Source organism: Streptomyces sp. NPDC040589 (assembly GCF_055594445.1).
In genome coordinates this window covers 1-17,134 of record NZ_JBVIWP010000006.1, presented here as the reverse complement: position 1 = coordinate 17,134, position 17,134 = coordinate 1, and the positions used below count along the sequence as shown (strand labels likewise).

The following is a 17,134-nucleotide window of genomic DNA, read 5'->3' as shown; positions in this document are numbered from 1 at the left end:
GGTGTCGTGTCGATGGCGTGAATCTTGCGTACCGGTACGGCGTCCCTCCGGCCTCGGGATCACCTCCCGCCCCGCGGCTTCCGCGGCGGCGGGGGAGGCGGCGGGGGTGGCGGCCCGTTCCCGCCCCGCGGCCCGGGCGGCTGGCGGGGGCCTCGCGGAGGCGGCCCGACCGGCCGCGCCACGGTGGGCGCGCCGTACACGTCGCCGTTCCCGGGCTCGGCGGCCCCCGGGTCCGACCGCTCTTCAGCCTGCCGGCCCCGGCGCGCGTCGCCGGGGCCCCTCCAGGTCTCTCCCGGCCGCCGCTCCTCACCGGCAGGCCGCGCGTCCTCCGGTTCTCGCAGTTCGTCCGGCACCCGGAGGTACGGATTGGTGGCCGGGTTCGGCGGCCGGTACGGCGTACCCGGCGCGTAGGGCCCGGCTTCCCTCCCGTACGACGCCGGCTCGCCCTGCGGATCGCCCCGGTCCCCGGACTGACGGGTGCCCTCGTCGTGCCGGATCTGGCCTTCGTCGTGCCGCCCGGCCTGGTCGTGCTGGCCCTGGCTCTCGTTGTGCCGCCCGGCCTGGTCGTGCTGGCCCTGGCCCTCGTTGTGCCGCCCGGCCTGGTCGTGCTGGCCCTGGCCCTCGTCGTGCCGCCCGGCCTGGTCGTACCGGCCCTGGCCCCCGCCGTTCCGGCCCATGCCCTCGTCGTGTCGGCCCACCCCCGAGCCACCCCCCGCCCCCGCCGACCCGTCCCCCCGGGCCAACGCCGCCGCCGACCGCCCGGCGGCCCCGCTCGCCCACGCCAGCAACGCCCCCACGGCCCCGGCCCCCGCGCCCCACACCGCGCCCAGCAGCAGGGCCATGCCGAGATGCCCGTGCAGTTCGATGCCCGCGCCGAACGCGTCGAAGCCGAGCACGGACAGGGAGGCGGTCACGGACACATCCGTCAGCCAGGCCAGCAGCGGCAGGGCCAGCGCGGTCGCGACCCCCAGCCGCAGCGCGCACCTGCCCGCGAAACCGAGGGCACCGGAACCCCGTGTCGCCGCCCCCGCCCGCACCTCGGCGACGCTCCCCACCGGCGACCGCACCGCCGTCAGCACCCCCGCCAGCAGCATCATCAGCGCCGCCGCCACCCCGAGCAGCCACACCCGCCCGTCCAGCTCGGCCAGCCTCCCCAGCGTCACCTGCTGGTCGGGGCGGGCCACGAGCAGGTCGTCCAGCGGGTCGGGCAGGAAACGGGTCAGTTCACCCGTTGCCCGGCCGTCCCATGGCACGAACAGGCCGATCGGCACGCCCAGCCACACCCCGTTCGGTGCCCCGAGCAGCGCCGCGCCGGCGACGCGCTCTGGGTGGTCGTCGCCGCTCGCCGCGTACGCCGCCGCGGCGAACCCCGCCGCCACGGCCACCAGCAGCACGGTCACCACCGCGGAAACGGCCGGCCGTACGACCCGGTGCACGGCCTCCCACCCCGGGGGCAGCGGCGTGCGGCGCGAGGCCAGCAGGGCTACGAGGAGGATCCCGGCCGACCAGCCAAGACCGCCGAACAGCGTGGGCACGGTGTCGACCGTGAAACCGACCGCCGCCTGCGCGTCGACCAGGTCCCCGATCCGGTCCGGCAGCAGCCCGCCGATGTCCCCGACGTCCCCGAGCCCGGGGATCTCCAGGCCGCCGTTTCCGCCCCCGCTCCCGCCGGTCAGGTCGTCCAGCCCCAGCGAGCCGCCGTCGATCGTGATGACGTCGTGCCCCGCCCACGCCAGCCCGCCCAGCATCGCCACGAACAACGCGACCACCGCGCCCGCACGCGCGAGGAGTTCGGCCGGTGAGATCACAACTCCCGCCGCCCGCAAGGACCGCAGGAAGAAGTACGACAGCAGCACCGCCCCGACCAGGCTCACCCCCAGTGGCGTGATCTCGATGGCGGTGTCCGCTTCCGCGCCCGTGAGGCCGAACACCGACACATCTCCGGACGGTGTGACCGAACCACCGGCCCCAAGGGCCACCACCGCCGCAGTCATCGGTCCCAACGAGCCCGCCGCGTCCGCCTCCAGCAGCCGCAGCCCCAGCGCCGCCGTGCCCGCCATCCCGATCAACGCCCAGCTCACAGCGGCGACGGCGGACATCAGCACGTCCCCCCACGGCACGCGCGTGCCGTCACTCGCCTTCTCGACACCTGTACCGGCACCCATGGCAGACCCCCCGATCCGCTACGCGGCGGGAACTCCGCGCATGTCCCCCTCGCGACGAAATACCACTCTCCGGCCCGGTTTCAACCCCGTCAACGGAATCGGCCGAGGTGCCCGTCCGCGGTTTTCACAAGGCCCGACTTTCGGTCAGGGGGCCGCTCCTGAAATAGTTCCCCCCGATGTTCGACATCCCTAGACTCCCCATGTCGGGGGTAACTCGGGGGACAACTCAGTGGGGCATGGAGTGCCGGAACTCGTACTGGAATCAAACGGACGTACCTGGACGCTCGATCCGTCCAGGGCATACACCCTCGGACGTGATCCGCAGGGGGACGTCGTCTTCGACGACGCCAGGGTCTCCTGGCGTCACGCCACGGTCAGCTTCAACGGCCGCAGTTGGGTCATCGAGGACCATGGCAGCACCAACGGCACGTTCGTGCAGGGGCAGCGGATCCACCACCTGGAGCTCGGCCCGGGCTCGGGGGTGAACCTGGGCAACGCCACCGACGGACCGCGTCTGAACCTCTCCGACGCCGCCTCCTCCGTCGCCACGCCGCAGGCCCAGCCCCAGCAGCAGCCGTACGCGGCGCAGGGCGCGAACCCCGGCTGGGCCCAGCAGGCGCCCCACCAGCAGCAGGCTCCGCAGGCCGGCTGGCAGCAGCCGCAGCAGCCCGGCGGGCACATCCCGCAGCAGCAGGCCCCCGGCGGTGCCGCGGGGGCGCCGCCGGCCCACGGCGACCGCAGCCCCACCACGTTCCACCAGTTCTCCCTCGGCCGCGTGATGCGCATCGGCCGCGCCCTGGAGAACGAGCTGGTCGTCTCCGACCTGCAGGTCTCCCGGCACCACGCCGAGTTCCACGCCACGCCCGACGGCCGCATGGAGATCCGCGACCTCGGCTCGCACAACGGCACGTACGTCAACGGCCTGCCGATCCCCAAGGGCGGCGGGCAGTTGCTCGGCGCGGCCGATGTCGTCGGCGTCGGCCACTCCACGTTCCGGATCGTCGGGGACCGGCTCGAGGAGTTCGTCGACACCGGTGAGGTGTCCTTCTCCGCCCGCCATCTGACCGTCACGGTCGACGGCGGCAAGCAGATCCTCAAGGACGTCTCCTTCGGCGTCCCCGAGAAGTCGCTCATCGCGGTCATCGGCCCGTCCGGCTCCGGCAAGTCGACCCTGCTCAAGGCGCTCACCGGCTACCGCCCGGCCGACCAGGGCGAGGTCCTCTACGACAACCGGAACCTCTACAAGCAGTTCGCCGAGCTGCGCCAGCGCATCGGTCTGGTCCCGCAGGACGACATCCTGCACAAGGAACTGACCGTCAAGAAGGCCCTGAAGTACGCGGCCAAGCTCCGTTTCCCCGCCGACACCACGGCCCGCGAGCGCGAGGCCCGTATCGACGAGGTGCTGCGCGAGCTGAAGCTGGACATCCACAAGGAGAAGAAGGTCACCTCCCTCTCCGGCGGCCAGCGCAAGCGCGTCTCCGTGGCCCTGGAGCTGCTCACCAAGCCCTCGCTGATCTTCCTGGACGAGCCGACCTCCGGCCTCGACCCGGGCATGGACCGCGACGTCATGCAGCTGCTGCGCGGCCTCGCCGACGACGGCCGTACGGTCCTCGTCGTCACCCACTCCGTGGCCGAGCTGGCGATCTGCGACAAGCTCCTCGTGATGGCGCCGGGCGGCTCCGTCGCCTACTTCGGCCCGCCCGAGGAGGCGCTGAACTTCTTCGGCTACGACACCTGGGCCGATGTCTTCTCCGCCTTCGAGAACTACCGCGACTACGACTGGGCGGGCCGCTGGAAGGGCTCGCAGCACTACCAGATGTACGCCGCGGACATCGACGCCGTGGCGCCGCAGTCCGTACAGGTTCCGCCCATGCAGGCGATGAAGCCGCCGAAGCCACAGGGCTGGATGTCCCAGTTCGTCACGCTGGTGCGGCGCTACGTCTCGGTGATCGCGTCCGACAAGGGCTTCCTGGCCCTGATGGTGATCCTGCCGGCCGTGCTCGGCGCGGTCAGCCTGCTCATCGACGCGGACAAGGGCCTGCTGCCGAACCCGGTCAACCCGCAGTCCGGCCGGATCATCCCGAACGGCACCGCCACCACGGTCCTGCTGATCCTCGCCGTCGGCGCCTGCTTCGCGGGCGCGGCGAACTCCGTCCGTGAGCTGATCAAGGAACGGGTCATCTACGAGCGGGAGCGCGCGACCGGCCTGTCCCGCTCGGCGTATCTGATGTCCAAGGTGTTCGTGCTCGGCATGATCACCGTGCTGCAGGGCCTGCTGGTCGGCGTCATCGGCTTCTCCACCCGGGAGATCCCCGAGGAGGGCCTGGTCTTCGGCGGCGCCACGCTCGTCGAGCTGTCCGTGCCGATCATGGCCCTGGGCTTCACCTCGATGATGTTCGGCCTGATCATCTCCTCGCTGGTGAAGACCGCCGAGAAGACCATGCCGCTGCTGGTGATGTTCGCCATCATCCAGGTCGTCTTCACGGGCTGCCTGTTCACGCTGCACGGCTCGATCGGCGTCAACCAGTTCTCGTTCCTGATGCCGTCGCGCTGGGCGGTCGCCGCGTCCGGCGCCACGCTGGACTTCAACAAGATCGCCCCGCCGGAGACCGCCGGGGACAACGATCCGCTGTGGGAGCACACGGTCGGCGCCTGGGCCATGGACATGGGCGCGCTCCTCGCGCTCGGCGTGCTCTGCGGCTTCTTCGTGGCCCGCTTCCTGCGACGCCACGAACCCGAGGTCATGCGCAAGTAGTCACCTCGGTAAGACGCCCGAAGGGCGGCACCCCGCCAGGAGGGTGCCGCCCTTCGGCGTTCCGTTCAGCGAGCAGAGGTCCGCGCTACCTCAGTACGCGCTGTCGACGTTGTCCATCGAGCCGTACTTGTCGGCCGCGTAGTTGCAGGCGGCGGTGATGTTGGCGACCGGGTCGTAGATGTCCCAGGAGGTGCCGGGGACGTGCCAGGTCTTGAAGGTCGGCGGGATGACCTGCAGCAGGCCCTTCGACGGGATGCCGTTGATGGCGTTGATGTCCCAGTTGTTGATGGCCTTCGGGTCACCGGACGACTCGCGGATGATGTTGCGGTGGATGCCGTCGTAGGACGCCGGGATGTCGTGCTTCTTCAGGATGTCGAGCGACTCGCGGATCCAGCCGTCGAGGTTGTTCGGGTAGCTCTTGGCGGCGGCCTTCTTGGCCTCGGCGCGCTTGGCGTCGCGGCTCGCGGCCTCCTTGGCCTCGCGCGCGGCCTCGGCCTTCTTCTTCGCCGCCTCGGCGGCGGCCTTCTTCTTGGCGGCAGCCGCGGCGTCGGCCTTCTTCTTCGCCTCGATCTGCTCGGCCTTCAGGCTGGCACCGGCCATCTGGTCGGTGACGCTCGCCTTCACGTCCTTGATCTGCTGGTTGCTGAACGCCACCGGAGCCGACTGAGCGGCTTCCGTCGTGGTCTTCGTCGAAGCACCGCTCGGCACCGCGGAGAACCCGATGGCGGCGGCGCCGAGGGTGGCGACACCCGCCATGGCGATCTTGTGGTGACGGGTCAGGTTACGACTGGGGCCACGGCTGAAGATGTTCTTGGGCATGGTGGTTGGACCTCTTCGAATAGCGCGGGAGTCGCTCGGCGTCCGGCGTTGGACTCGGTGTGTTTCCGACACAAACGCCGCGGAGGTGAACCCACGGCGCTGAGCGACGGCAGCCATTCTTAGCGGCCGCAAAATGGCGTGGCAAAGGTGTGACGTACGAAGGGAGATAGTGGATCAGGGAAGGGCAAATCGGGGCAGACTGGACCGTATGCGCCGCTCAAAAGGTGCGGCTTTGTCTCCTACGTCCTTTCGTACGTGACGTGGGTCCTATGCGAGGGCTCACATCGGGCGAGGCCCGGCCTCACTGGCAGTTGCTTGAGCAATGCACTGTGTGAGCGGCCTGTCACGGCTCTGCCCCGGCAGGACGAGGTGCACGTCCCCGAACTCGTGCCACAGGTAACGGCCCTGCAGTGCGGCCTCGTAGCCGCGCTCGACCGCCGCCCGCCCCGCGATCGCCTCCAGCATCAGCAGATGCGAGGCCTCCGGCTCGTGCAGCCCGGTCAGCAGCCCGTCCACCACCCGCACCCCGCGCTCCGGGGTCACCACGAGAGAGGTCCACCCCGCCCGAGGCCGTACGACCCCGTCGGCACCCGCCGCCGACTCCACGGCCCGCACCGCCGTCGTCCCGACCGCGAGAACCCGGCCCGCACCGGCCTTCGCGGCGTTGATCAGCCGCGCCGACGCCGCAGGCACCACGAAGCGCTCCGGATACGGCGGCTCGTGCGCCTCCGCCGACGCCACCCCCGTGTGCAGCGTCACCGGCGCGAACCGCACCCCCCGGCCCACCAGCTCCGCCACCAGCCGCGCCGTGAAGGGCCGCGCCGCACTCGGCATCTCCGCAGAGCCCGCCCCGTCCGCCGACGGCAGCGCGAACACCGTCTGGTAGACGGACAGCGGCTGGTCCCGCTCCGTATAGGAGTAGCGAATGGGCCGCCCGTACTCCCGCAGCAGCCCCGCAATCCCGGGCCCGGCCACCCGCGCCCACCACAGCCGCTCGCTCCGCCCGCTCAGCGCCTCCTCCAGCACCAGCCGTACGCCTCCCGCCAGACACACCTCCGTCCCCGCGGGCTCGGCCGCACGCGCGCGCGTGGTGCCCCGCCCGTCGGGCTCCCGCAGCTCCACCGCCCAGCGGCCGTCGTCCCCGGAGGTGGAGAAGTGCACCACTACGCGCGCGTGCCCGATCCATCCGTCGACGGCCGCCGCCAGCGTGGCCGAGGTGTTGACCACGAGCAGATCCCCCGCCCGCAACAGCCGCGGCAGCTCCGAGAACGTGTGATGCGCCACCCCGGCACCCCGCGACACCAGCATCCGTACGGCGTCCCGGTCCAGCCCCGGCCCCCGCTGCTCGATCGGCACCCGGGCCGACAGTTCCTCCGGTACGCGCACCGCCGGTGTCATCGGGCCCCGTCCAGCAGGGCCGGAGCCCCGTACCGCCCGCTCGGCGGACGCTCGTCCAGCAGCCGCAGGAACCCCGGCACCACAGCCGCCGGCTCCGGCCGCGGATCGTGATCGTCCGGTACGGCCGCCGCGTACAGGTCCGTGGCCATGTCCCCGGGATCCACCGCCCAGACCCGCAGCCCCGGCTCCTCCACGGCGAGCACCGCCATCAGATGGTCCAGAGCCGCCTTGGACGCCCCGTAGCCGCCCCAGGTCTCGTACGCCTCGGCCGCCGCGTCCGAGCTGACGGCGACGACCGTGCCCGCCCCCGAAGCCCGCAGCAGCGGCAGCGCCTCCTGGACCAGGCCGAGCCCCGCCACGAGGTTCACCTCCAGTGCCCGGCGCAGCCCGTCCAGGGGCAGCTCCTCCAGCCGCACCAGCGGCTGGGCGCCCAGCGCGCTCGCGTTGTGCACCAGCAGGTCGACGCCGCCCAGCCGCCACGCCGCCGACACCAGCTCCGCCCGGTGCCGGGCGTCGGTGACGTCCCCGGGCAGGGCGGTCACGCGCGTGCCGTGCGCGGACACGGCCCCGGCCGCCTCCGACAGCGCCTCGGCACCCCTGGCATCGAGCACCAGGTCCCAGCCACGCCCGGCCAGGGCCTCGGCGAGCGCACGGCCCAGGCCCTTCGAGGCCCCGGTGATGATCGCAACCGGCATGATCGGCTCCCTCGTCGTGATCGCGTGCCCTCAACGTAGGAACGGAGCCGCCCGGACCGCCTCGGACGCGGGCCGCATCCACCGGGGCCCTTCGCCCTACGCCACAGGCCCGGCGCCCCCGGTCCTACGCCGCGCCGCCCTGCCGACTCGGCCTCGCGACCTAGGCCCACCGGACCGGGCACCCGCCGCCACTGGTCCGATCCGCGCTGTCACAGCCCGCCGGTACCGTGATGACATGAGTCACGGTCCCCGGTCCGGCCTCGCCGCGGTGAGTTCCGCGTTGCTGGCCATGAGCAGGCATCTCGAGGTGCGCGACGTCCTCAAGACGATCGTCGCCTCGGCCCGCGAGCTGCTCGACGCGCAGTACGCCGCGCTCGGCGTGCCGGACGATCACGGCGGCTTCGCCCAGTTCGTGGTCGACGGCGTCAGCGAGGAACAGTGGAAGGCCATCGGCCCCCTCCCGCGCCAGCACGGCATCCTCGCCGCGATGCTGCACGAGGCCAGGTCCGAGCGCCTCGCCGACGTCCGCAAGGACCCCCGCTTCGAGGGCTGGCCGAAGGCCCACCCCGACCTGGTCGACTTCCTGGGCCTGCCGATCCGTGACGGCGACGAGGTCATCGGCGCGCTCTTCCTGGCCAACAAGAACTGTCCGAAACCGGAAGGCAGTTGCGGCTTCACAGCGGAGGACGAGGAACTCCTCGGCATCCTCGCCCAGCACGCCGCGATCGCCCTCACCAACGCCCGCCTCTACGAACGCAGCCGCGAACTGACCATCGCCGAGGAGCGCTCCCGCCTCGCTCACGAACTGCACGACGCGGTCAGCCAGAAGCTCTTCTCCCTCCGCCTGACGGCCCAGGCCGCGGCCCGCCTGGTGGACCGGGACCCCTCCCGCGCCAAGGGGGAGCTCCATCAGGTGGCGGTGCTGGCCGCCGAGGCCGCCGACGAACTGCGCGCCGCGGTCGTCGAGTTGCGCCCCGCGGCCCTCGACGAGGACGGCCTCGTGGCCACCCTCCGCACGCAGATTCAGGTCCTCGACCGCGCCCACACCGCCCGCGTGACCTTCGCCTGCCATGGCGTGAAGGTCCTGCCCGCCTCCCAGGAAGAAGCCGTCCTGCGCGTCGCCCAGGAGGCCCTGCACAACGCCCTGCGCCACTCCGGCGCCGACCACGTCGACGTGACCCTGGACCGACGCGGCGGCGGAGCCGTCCTGCGGGTCACGGACGACGGCTGCGGCTTCGACCCCCAGGCGGTGCGTCGCGCGGGGCGCCATCTGGGCCTGGTCTCCATGCGAGACCGGACGAGCGGGGCAGGTGGCACGCTGACCGTGGAATCGGTGGCCGGCAAGGGCACCACGATCGAGATGGAGGTCCCCGGTGGCTGACGCAATCAAGGTGCTGCTCGTCGACGACCACCAGGTCGTCCGCCGGGGCCTGCGCACGTTCCTCGAGGTGCAGGACGACATCGAGGTCGTCGGCGAGGCCGCGGACGGCGCCGAGGGAGTGGACCGCGCCGAGGAGTTGAAGCCCGACGTCATCCTCATGGACGTCAAGATGCCGGGCATGGACGGTGTCGACGCCCTGCGCAGACTCCGCGAACTCGGCAACCCCGCGCGCGTGCTGGTCGTCACCAGCTTCACCGAGCAGCGCACGGTGGTGCCGGCCCTGCGGGCGGGTGCCGCCGGATATGTCTACAAGGACGTAGACCCCGACGCCCTCGCCGGAGCCATCCGCTCCGTCCACGCCGGGCACATCCTCCTCCAGCCGGAGGTCGCGGGCGCCCTGTTGTCCCAGGAGGAGGCCAACTCGGGGCCGGGAAGGGCCGGCTCGCTCACCGACCGGGAGCGTGAGGTACTCGGCCTGATAGCGGACGGCCGCTCCAACCGGGAGATCGCCCGCGCGCTCGTCCTCTCCGAGAAGACCGTCAAGACCCACGTCTCGAACATCCTGATGAAGCTCGACCTGTCCGACCGAACCCAGGCCGCCCTGTGGGCCGTTCGCCATGGCGTGACCGGCTGACACGCTCACCCCACGGCAACGCGGAAGGTTCCACTCCGGACCGAGATTCATACTGTCGTGGGAATGTCCCTCGCATGGCGCATCCTCGGTGGATCTCGGCCGTTCTCCAGTGCGTGCCGCGGCGCCTGCCGCGGCGATCGCAAGGAGGGCTCAGAAGTGAAGAACCTGAAGAAGGCCGCTGCCGTGACGATGGTGACCGGTGGACTGCTGGCCGCCGGTGCGGGCATGGCCTCCGCCACGAACGGCTCGCACGCCGACGGCAGCGCCATCGGCTCGCCGGGCGTCGCCTCGGGCAACGTGGTCCAGGCCCCGGTGCACGTCCCGGTCAACGTCTCCGGCAACAGCGTGAACGTCATCGGCGTCCTGAACCCGGCGTTCGGCAACCTCGCCGTCAACCACTGACTTCACCTCCGTCTCCGAGCCGAAGGTGACCACCGGCCTCCCGGTCCTGCCCGGGAGGCCGGTCAGTCGTTTACAGCGTCGCTCAGCCTGCGGGCAGTCGCGCCGCTGGGGCGGCACGGGCGGGCGCGGGCGCCACCCCGCACCGCCGGGCTGCGAACCCACCCGCCCCCAGCACAAACGCCGAGCACCCGACACCCGACAGTCACCGCACCCCCCGCTCCCGCTCCTCCACAACGGAGTTGTACGCGGCGACCTGCGCCCGCCGAGCCGTCCGCTCCACCGGCCGCAACGCCTCCCGCCGCGCCCCCATCTCGGACGCACTCACCGCACCCCCGTGCCCACTCTCCGTCGCCACCACGATCAACGTCCCCACCCGCTGCGCCAGCTCCAGCACCCGCACCGCCCGCGGCGGATACCCCGGCGCCAACACTTCCCGCCCCCGCTCGGCCCGCGCCCGATACGCGTCGACCGCCGCCTCGGCCACCGGCCCCGACCCGGCCACATCCAGCCGCGTCAGCACCTCCGTCGCCTCCCGCAGGGCCTCCGCCAGCTCCCGCTCGGCCTCACCCAGCGAGGGCACATCCGCGGGCGGCGCCTCCCGCACCGGCAGCACATGCCACACGACCTCGACATGCACATCACCCTCGGGCCCGGCCTCGTCTGCGGAGCGCTGGCGGTAGCCAGACACCTCCGGCACCAGCCCGAACGAGGCGCCGTAACAGACCACCGCCTGCTCGGCGTCCAGCGCCCGCGCGTTGAACTCCGGCGGCCCGCTCAGCCCCAGCGGATGCCCGGGCGCGGGCAGCGCGAGCCGCAGCCCGGTCACCCCGAGCGTCCGCAGCCGCCCCAGCGCGAGCGTGAGCCCGACGGGCGCCGACTCCCCGGGCAGTCCCTCCACCCGGTGCACCGCGTCCTCGCCGACGATGGCGAGCACGGCGTCATCAGGTGAGACAAGTCCGGCCAAAAGGGCATTTCCCCAAGCTGTGAGACGTCCAGCACGCGGTTCCGAGAGCATGCCTCCACCCTAAGAGAGCCCAAGACCCGGACCGAGGGAATGCCCGGACCGACCGGTGGCGTAGATTTCATGGAGGGCTGCGCCCACCGGCGCGGCGGACCGAGCCACAGGCTTACGCGACAGCCGAGACCGGCCACACTGCAAGGGGAGACAACGCGCTCATGAGCGATGTTCTGGAGCTTCAGGACGTATCCGTGGTCCGCGAGGGCCGGGCTCTGGTGGACCAGGTCTCCTGGTCGGTCAAGGAGGGCGAGCGCTGGGTCATCCTGGGCCCGAACGGCGCCGGCAAGACCACCCTCCTCAACCTCGCTTCCACCTACCTCTTCCCCAGCTCGGGCACCGCCGCCATCCTCGGCGAGACCCTCGGCAGGCCCGGCACCGACGTCTTCGAGCTGCGCCCGCGCATCGGCATGGCCGGCATCGCCATGACCGAGAAGCTCCCCAAGCGCCAGACGGTCCTGGAGACCGTGCTGACCGCCGCGTACGGCATGACCGCCACCTGGCACGAGGACTACGAGGAGATCGACGAGCGACGCGCCCGCGCCTTCCTCGACCGCCTCGGCATGAGCGACTACCTGGAGCGCAGGTTCGGATCGCTTTCTGAGGGTGAGCGCAAGCGCACCCTCATCGCCCGCGCCCTGATGACCGACCCCGAGCTGCTCCTCCTCGACGAGCCCGCCGCCGGACTCGACCTCGGCGGCCGCGAGGACCTCGTCCGCCGCCTCGGCCGGCTCGCCCGCGACCCCATCGCCCCCTCGATGCTCATGGTCACGCACCATGTCGAGGAGATCCCCCCGGGCTTCACCCACGTCCTCATGATCCGCCAGGGCAAGGTCCTCGCCGCCGGCCCCCTGGAGCTCGAACTCACCTCCCGCAACCTCTCCCTCTGCTTCGGCCTCCCGCTCGTCGTCGAACAGGCGGGCGAGCGCTGGACCGCACAGGGCCTCCCGCTGTCCTGACCCGGCCCCACGCCGCACAAATGCCAGAGCAGGAACGGCATTTCACACGCCGGGCGCCCTGTCGGCGACAGGGGCGTCGGACCTACCATGACCATGTGGAAATCGACGCATGGCTGTGGTGGCTGATCGGCGCGGCAGCGCTCGGCATCGCGCTCGTGGTCACCGCGATGCCCGAACTCGGCATGCTCGCGGTGGGCGCCGTCGCCGCGGCGGCGGTCACCGGCGTCTTCGGCGGCGGAGCCGTCGCCCAGGTCGCGGTCTTCGCCGTCGTCTCGACCGCTGGCATCGCCGTCGTACGGCCCATCGCGAACCGGCATCGCGCCCAGCGGCCCCAACTCGCCACGGGCGTGGACGCGCTGAAGGGCAGACAAGCCGTCGTCCTGGAACGCGTCGACGCCTCCGGCGGCCGGATCAAGCTGGCCGGAGAGGTCTGGTCGGCCCGCGCCCTCGACACCGACCGCGCTTACGAAGTAGGCCAGGAAGTGGACGTCGTGGACATCGAGGGAGCCACCGCGATCGTCATGTGACCTCGCAGGACGTAACTGGAGTGAACTCCTCGCCAGCTACGCGACGGTCTGACAGACTCGACCAGCAAGATCTTCAACAACCATAAGATCTGCCGAAGTCGCCGAGGCGGAGAAGGGTACGGGGAACGACGATGGAACCGGTCATCATCGTCCTGATCATTCTGGTGGTGTTGGTCTTCATCGCCCTGATCAAGACGATCCAAGTCATCCCACAGGCCAGCGCGGCCATCGTCGAGCGGTTCGGCCGCTACACGCGGACACTCAACGCGGGCCTCAACATCGTGGTCCCGTTCATAGACACCATCCGCAACCGCATCGACCTGCGTGAGCAGGTCGTCCCCTTCCCGCCGCAGCCGGTGATCACCCAGGACAACCTGGTGGTCAACATCGACACCGTCATCTACTACCAGGTGACCGACGCGCGGGCCGCCACCTACGAAGTCGCCAGCTACATCCAGGCGATCGAGCAGCTCACCGTCACCACGCTCCGCAACATCATCGGCGGCATGGACCTGGAGCGGACCCTGACCTCCCGCGAGGAGATCAACGCGGCCCTGCGCGGCGTCCTCGACGAGGCCACCGGCAAGTGGGGCATCCGCGTCAACCGCGTCGAGCTCAAGGCGATCGAACCGCCCACCTCCATCCAGGACTCGATGGAGAAGCAGATGCGCGCCGACCGCGACAAGCGCGCCGCGATCCTCCAGGCCGAAGGTGTCCGGCAGTCCGAGATCCTGCGCGCCGAAGGTGAGAAGCAGTCCCAGATCCTGCGCGCCGAAGGTGAGGCCAAGGCGGCCGCCCTGCGCGCCGAGGGCGAGGCCCAGGCCGTCCGTACGGTCTTCGAGGCCATCCACGCCGGAGACCCGGACCAGAAGCTCCTCTCCTACCAGTACCTCCAGATGCTCCCGAAGATCGCCGAGGGCGACGCCAACAAGCTCTGGATCGTCCCCAGCGAGATCGGCGACGCCCTCAAGGGCCTCTCCGGCGCGATGGGCAACTTCGGCGGCCTCGGCGGCGGTTCAGGCGGCAACGGAGGCGGGTCCGGAGCCGGTGTCCCCGCCCAGGAACGCCGCGAGAAACCGTCCATCGACTGACCCGGCACACACGAAGGGGCCCGCTTCTCAGAGAAGCGGGCCCCTTCGCATGACAACTAGGCAGCGGGCTGCGCCAGCCACTCCGGCAGCGCGTCGAAGTCGTCCTGCCCCAGCGCCAGCAGCATCGCGTCCGCAGGCGTCGGCTCGAACGGCTGCCGGAGCAACGGCATACCCGCCTCCACCGGAGTCCGGTTCGCCTTACGGTGATTGTCCTCCGCACACGAGGCCACCGTGTTCAGCCACGAGTCCTGTCCGCCCCGCGACCGCGGTACCACGTGGTCGACCGTCGTCGCCCGCCTCCCGCAGTACGCGCACCGGTTCCGGTCCCGGACCAGCACACCCCGCCTCGACCACGGCGCTCGTCTTCGGAAGGGCACCCGTACGTACTGGCAGAGCCTGATCACACGGGGCGCCGGTATGTCGACCGCGGCTCCCCGCATCCGCAGTTCGGGGTGGGACTGCTCGACGACGGCCTTGTCCTGAAGCACCAGAACGACGGCTCGGTTCAGCGTTACCGTCGACAGCGGCTCGAAGCTCGCGTTGAGTACCAGCGTGTCCCGCATACCAGCCCACCTCCCGTGTGCACCGGCCCACCCCCTGGCGGGCTGGGATCAACTCTGGCCGGGCACGCCGAGATGGACAACGCAATATCTGCTGCTCTCACGGGGGGTGACCCCCGTGCCCCCGGCAACAAAAATGCCCGCTCCTGATCAATTCCAAGACCAGGAGCGGGCAAACGTTCTGTGAACGCTGGGATCGCCGGACGACGGCTCAGCCTTCGGCGGGCACCTCGTACTCACCGATCAGCTGGGCACGCCCGATGGTGTGAAACCGCAGGTTGAAGCCCACGACGGCAGGCGAAGCCTCCGCATCCGGACCGAGCTTCTCCGTATCCACGGCGTACACCGTGAACACGTAACGGTGCGAACCGTCCCCGGGCGGCGGCGCGGCACCACCGAACTCCTTGCTTCCGTAGTCGTTGCGCGCCTGGATCGCGCCCTCGGGCAGACCCTCGAACGCGCCACTGCCCGCACCCACCGGCAGCTCGGTCACCGAGCCCGGAATGTCGAACAGCACCCAGTGCCAGAACCCGCTGCCCGTCGGGGCGTCGGGGTCGTAGCAGGTCACGGCGAAGCTCTTGGTCTCGGGCGGGAAGCCCTCCCACCGCAACTGCGGCGAGGTGTTGCCGGCCGCGTAGACCTGAGCGTCCTGGAGCGTCGCACCCTCCTCGACATCCTTGCTCGTGACCGTGAACGACGGCACGGGCGGATGGAAGTCATGGGGGAGCGGCCGCCGCTTGAGCTCGGTCACCTCGGTACCTCCTGATCGATTCGTTCAGTCAGCCCCGAGCCTAGGGCCTGCGTCTAGAACCAGTTGCGCTTGCTGCCGACCTCGGACAGCCACTGGTTGAGGTACGCGGTCCAGTCGGTGCCCTGGTAGTCCTGGAGCCCCACCTTGAAGGAGCGGAAGGTGTCACTGCCCTCGCTGAACAGCCCCGGCTTCTTGTCCATCTCGAGCACCACGTCCATGGCCTGCTCGTCGGCCACGAAGCTCAGCTCGACCTGGTTCAGACCCCGGTACTGCTGCGGCGGGTAGAACTCGATCTCCTGGTAGAACGGCAGCTTCTGCCGCGTACCCCGGATGACACCGCGTTCCATGTCCGCGTTCTTGAACCGGAAGCCCAGCTGGATGAACGCGTCCAGGATCGCCTTCTGCGCCGGCAGCGGGTGCACGTTGATCGGGTCCAGGTCACCCGAGTCCACGGCCCGCGCGATCTCCAGCTCCGTGGAGACACCGATGTGCATCGAGCGCAGCGCCTGCCCGTCGATCATCGTGATCGGGGTCTCCCACGGGATCTCCAGCCCGAACGGCACCGCGTGCACCGCGTTCGCCTGGAGCTCGAACGCCCCACCCAGCCGCGACTTCGTGAACTCGATGTCCTGCTTGTACTCCTGGTCGCCGCTCTCCACCTCGACCTTGGCCTGCAGCCCGACCGAGAGCCCCTCGATCTGCTGATTCACGGACCCGCCCTGGATCCGCACCTCACCCTGGACGACACCGCCCGGGACGACGTTGACCTCGTGCAGCACCGTCTCGACCGAAGCCCCGCCGGCCCCCAGGCTCGCGAGCAGCTTCTTGAACGCCATGTCTCTCCCTCTCGCCCACTACGGGTGGATCCTTGATCCATACAAACGCGATCCGGCCGTGGCCGGTTCCATCCCCTCACCCTGGCAAGGCCGGTGCCCGCTGGCCACCCCGCCGCACCACCCGTCTTGAGTACCCTCGGACGGCATGATCGCGACCCCCGACCGTACGCCCCTGTCCAGGGAGTTCTTCGACCGGCCCGTCCTCGAGGTGGCCCCTGACCTCCTCGGCCGCATCCTGGTACGCACCACCCCGGACGGTCCGATCGCCCTGCGTCTCACAGAGGTCGAGGCCTACGACGGCTCTGACGATCCCGGTTCCCACGCCTATCGCGGTCGCACGGCCCGCAACGACGTGATGTTCGGTCCGCCCGGGCACGTCTACGTCTACTTCACCTATGGCATGTGGTTCTGCATGAACCTGGTGTGCGGCCCGGAGGACAAGGCGAGCGCGGTCCTGCTCCGCGCCGGTGAGGTCATCGAGGGCGCCGAACTGGCCCGCACCCGTCGACTCTCGGCCCGAAACGACAAGGAACTGGCCAAAGGCCCCGCCCGACTGGCCACGGCCCTGGGCGTGGACCGCTCCCTGGACGGCACGGACGCGTGCACCCCCGCGGACACCCCCCTCCGCATGCTGACCGGCACTCCCGTGCCCTCCGACCAGGTACTCAACGGACCCCGCACCGGGGTGTCCGGCGACGGCGCCGTACACCCCTGGCGCTTCTGGGTCGCCGACGACCCGACGGTGAGCCCCTATCGCGCCCATGTCCCGAGGCGCCGCCGAAGTTGACGCGTCCCCGCAAGATGCGTAATGTGGCCCGAGCCGCTGAAACGGGTACGGCAATCGCCAGCACTCGGAAGCGGCCAACCCACTACCTAGTCTCTCCCCTCAGCAGGGGCGAATTCGGCGTGCCCGCATGCCTGAATTCGATGCCGACGGACTCGATTATGAGTTGGACGGCGAATCGGCTAACGTAGTGAATGTCGAAAGGCCGACAGGCGAAAGCCAAAGCCCAACGGCAAATCCCGCCGACAGGGAATCAGATCGAAAAAGGATCTGATAGAGTCGGAAACGCAAGACCGAAGGGAAGCGCCCGGAGGAAAGCCCGAGAGGGTGAGTACAAAGGAAGCGACCGTTCCTTGAGAACT

Annotated in this window: 16 protein-coding genes; 8 read left to right on the top strand and 8 right to left on the bottom strand. The window is 70.6% G+C overall.

The features are described from left to right. Window positions 1-59: 59 nt before the first annotated feature. Window positions 60-2,165: a streptophobe family protein gene (locus ACZ58V_RS25990; RefSeq protein ID WP_471292750.1), complete on the bottom strand. Its 2,106-nt coding sequence runs from the start codon at window positions 2,163-2,165 to the stop codon at window positions 60-62. A 241-nt stretch (window positions 2,166-2,406) separates the two neighbouring features. Here ACZ58V_RS25990 and ACZ58V_RS25985 point away from each other — a divergent pair, with 241 nt between their 5' ends. Next, window positions 2,407-4,920 carry an ABC transporter ATP-binding protein/permease gene (locus ACZ58V_RS25985; protein ID WP_471292747.1) on the top strand — a complete coding sequence of 838 codons (2,514 nt, stop codon included), beginning with the start codon at window positions 2,407-2,409 and terminating at the stop codon, window positions 4,918-4,920. Between the two features lie 90 nt (window positions 4,921-5,010). Here ACZ58V_RS25985 and ACZ58V_RS25980 read toward each other — a convergent pair whose 3' ends face one another. The 3 genes from ACZ58V_RS25980 to ACZ58V_RS25970 form a co-directional block, all read right to left on the bottom strand. Next, window positions 5,011-5,739, bottom strand: a complete 729-nt coding sequence (locus ACZ58V_RS25980) for a transglycosylase SLT domain-containing protein (RefSeq protein WP_468193055.1) — start codon at window positions 5,737-5,739, stop codon at window positions 5,011-5,013. Window positions 5,740-6,018: 279 nt separating this feature from the next. Beyond that, window positions 6,019-7,137 (bottom strand): S-adenosylmethionine:tRNA ribosyltransferase-isomerase, encoded by a 1,119-nt coding sequence (locus tag ACZ58V_RS25975; protein ID WP_471292742.1) that lies wholly within the window; start codon window positions 7,135-7,137, stop codon window positions 6,019-6,021. Continuing rightward, on the bottom strand, window positions 7,134-7,832 hold the full coding sequence (locus tag ACZ58V_RS25970) for an SDR family NAD(P)-dependent oxidoreductase (RefSeq protein WP_471292739.1): 699 nt from the start codon (window positions 7,830-7,832) through the stop codon (window positions 7,134-7,136). Before ACZ58V_RS25970 ends, ACZ58V_RS25975 begins: the two co-directional genes overlap by 4 nt. A gap of 235 nt (window positions 7,833-8,067) precedes the next feature. On the opposite strand from ACZ58V_RS25970, the gene ACZ58V_RS25965 reads away from it, so the two are divergent. The 3 genes from ACZ58V_RS25965 to ACZ58V_RS25955 all read left to right on the top strand — a co-directional run bounded on the left by ACZ58V_RS25965 (window position 8,068) and on the right by ACZ58V_RS25955 (window position 10,249). Then, entirely contained in the window at window positions 8,068-9,213 is a 1,146-nt protein-coding gene (locus ACZ58V_RS25965; RefSeq protein WP_468193051.1) for a GAF domain-containing sensor histidine kinase, read from the top strand. Beyond that, entirely contained in the window at window positions 9,206-9,847 is a 642-nt protein-coding gene (locus ACZ58V_RS25960; RefSeq protein ID WP_328337677.1) for a response regulator transcription factor, read from the top strand. Before ACZ58V_RS25965 ends, ACZ58V_RS25960 begins: the two co-directional genes overlap by 8 nt. A gap of 156 nt (window positions 9,848-10,003) precedes the next feature. Then, window positions 10,004-10,249 (top strand): chaplin, encoded by a 246-nt coding sequence (locus ACZ58V_RS25955; RefSeq protein WP_215122348.1) that lies wholly within the window; start codon window positions 10,004-10,006, stop codon window positions 10,247-10,249. A gap of 202 nt (window positions 10,250-10,451) precedes the next feature. Here the strand turns inward: ACZ58V_RS25955 and ACZ58V_RS25950 are convergent, their stop codons facing one another. Beyond that, window positions 10,452-11,264, bottom strand: a complete 813-nt coding sequence (locus ACZ58V_RS25950) for a hypothetical protein (protein ID WP_471292734.1) — start codon at window positions 11,262-11,264, stop codon at window positions 10,452-10,454. 161 nt (window positions 11,265-11,425) lie between these two features. Between ACZ58V_RS25950 and ACZ58V_RS25945 the strand changes: the two genes are divergently transcribed. From ACZ58V_RS25945 to ACZ58V_RS25935, 3 genes are all read left to right on the top strand, one after another. Further along, entirely contained in the window at window positions 11,426-12,223 is a 798-nt protein-coding gene (locus ACZ58V_RS25945) for an ABC transporter ATP-binding protein (RefSeq protein WP_189730195.1), read from the top strand. 95 nt (window positions 12,224-12,318) lie between these two features. Next, window positions 12,319-12,750, top strand: a complete 432-nt coding sequence (locus ACZ58V_RS25940; protein ID WP_391108335.1) for an NfeD family protein — start codon at window positions 12,319-12,321, stop codon at window positions 12,748-12,750. A gap of 131 nt (window positions 12,751-12,881) precedes the next feature. After that, the gene (locus tag ACZ58V_RS25935; RefSeq protein ID WP_184599739.1) at window positions 12,882-13,841 is read left to right on the top strand and encodes an SPFH domain-containing protein; all 960 of its coding nucleotides are present in this window, start codon (window positions 12,882-12,884) and stop codon (window positions 13,839-13,841) included. A gap of 56 nt (window positions 13,842-13,897) precedes the next feature. On the opposite strand, the gene ACZ58V_RS25930 is transcribed toward ACZ58V_RS25935, so the two are convergent. From ACZ58V_RS25930 to ACZ58V_RS25920, 3 genes are all read right to left on the bottom strand, one after another. Then, entirely contained in the window at window positions 13,898-14,404 is a 507-nt protein-coding gene (locus ACZ58V_RS25930) for an HNH endonuclease (protein ID WP_468193048.1), read from the bottom strand. A 208-nt stretch (window positions 14,405-14,612) separates the two neighbouring features. After that, window positions 14,613-15,152: a YbhB/YbcL family Raf kinase inhibitor-like protein gene (locus ACZ58V_RS25925; protein ID WP_468193046.1), complete on the bottom strand. Its 540-nt coding sequence runs from the start codon at window positions 15,150-15,152 to the stop codon at window positions 14,613-14,615. A gap of 53 nt (window positions 15,153-15,205) precedes the next feature. Continuing rightward, window positions 15,206-15,988, bottom strand: coding sequence for a sporulation protein (locus ACZ58V_RS25920; protein ID WP_189730189.1), 783 nt, complete (start codon window positions 15,986-15,988; stop codon window positions 15,206-15,208). Between the two features lie 145 nt (window positions 15,989-16,133). Here ACZ58V_RS25920 and ACZ58V_RS25915 point away from each other — a divergent pair, with 145 nt between their 5' ends. Beyond that, window positions 16,134-16,775: a DNA-3-methyladenine glycosylase gene (locus tag ACZ58V_RS25915; protein WP_468193045.1), complete on the top strand. Its 642-nt coding sequence runs from the start codon at window positions 16,134-16,136 to the stop codon at window positions 16,773-16,775. Window positions 16,776-17,134 lie beyond the last annotated feature (359 nt).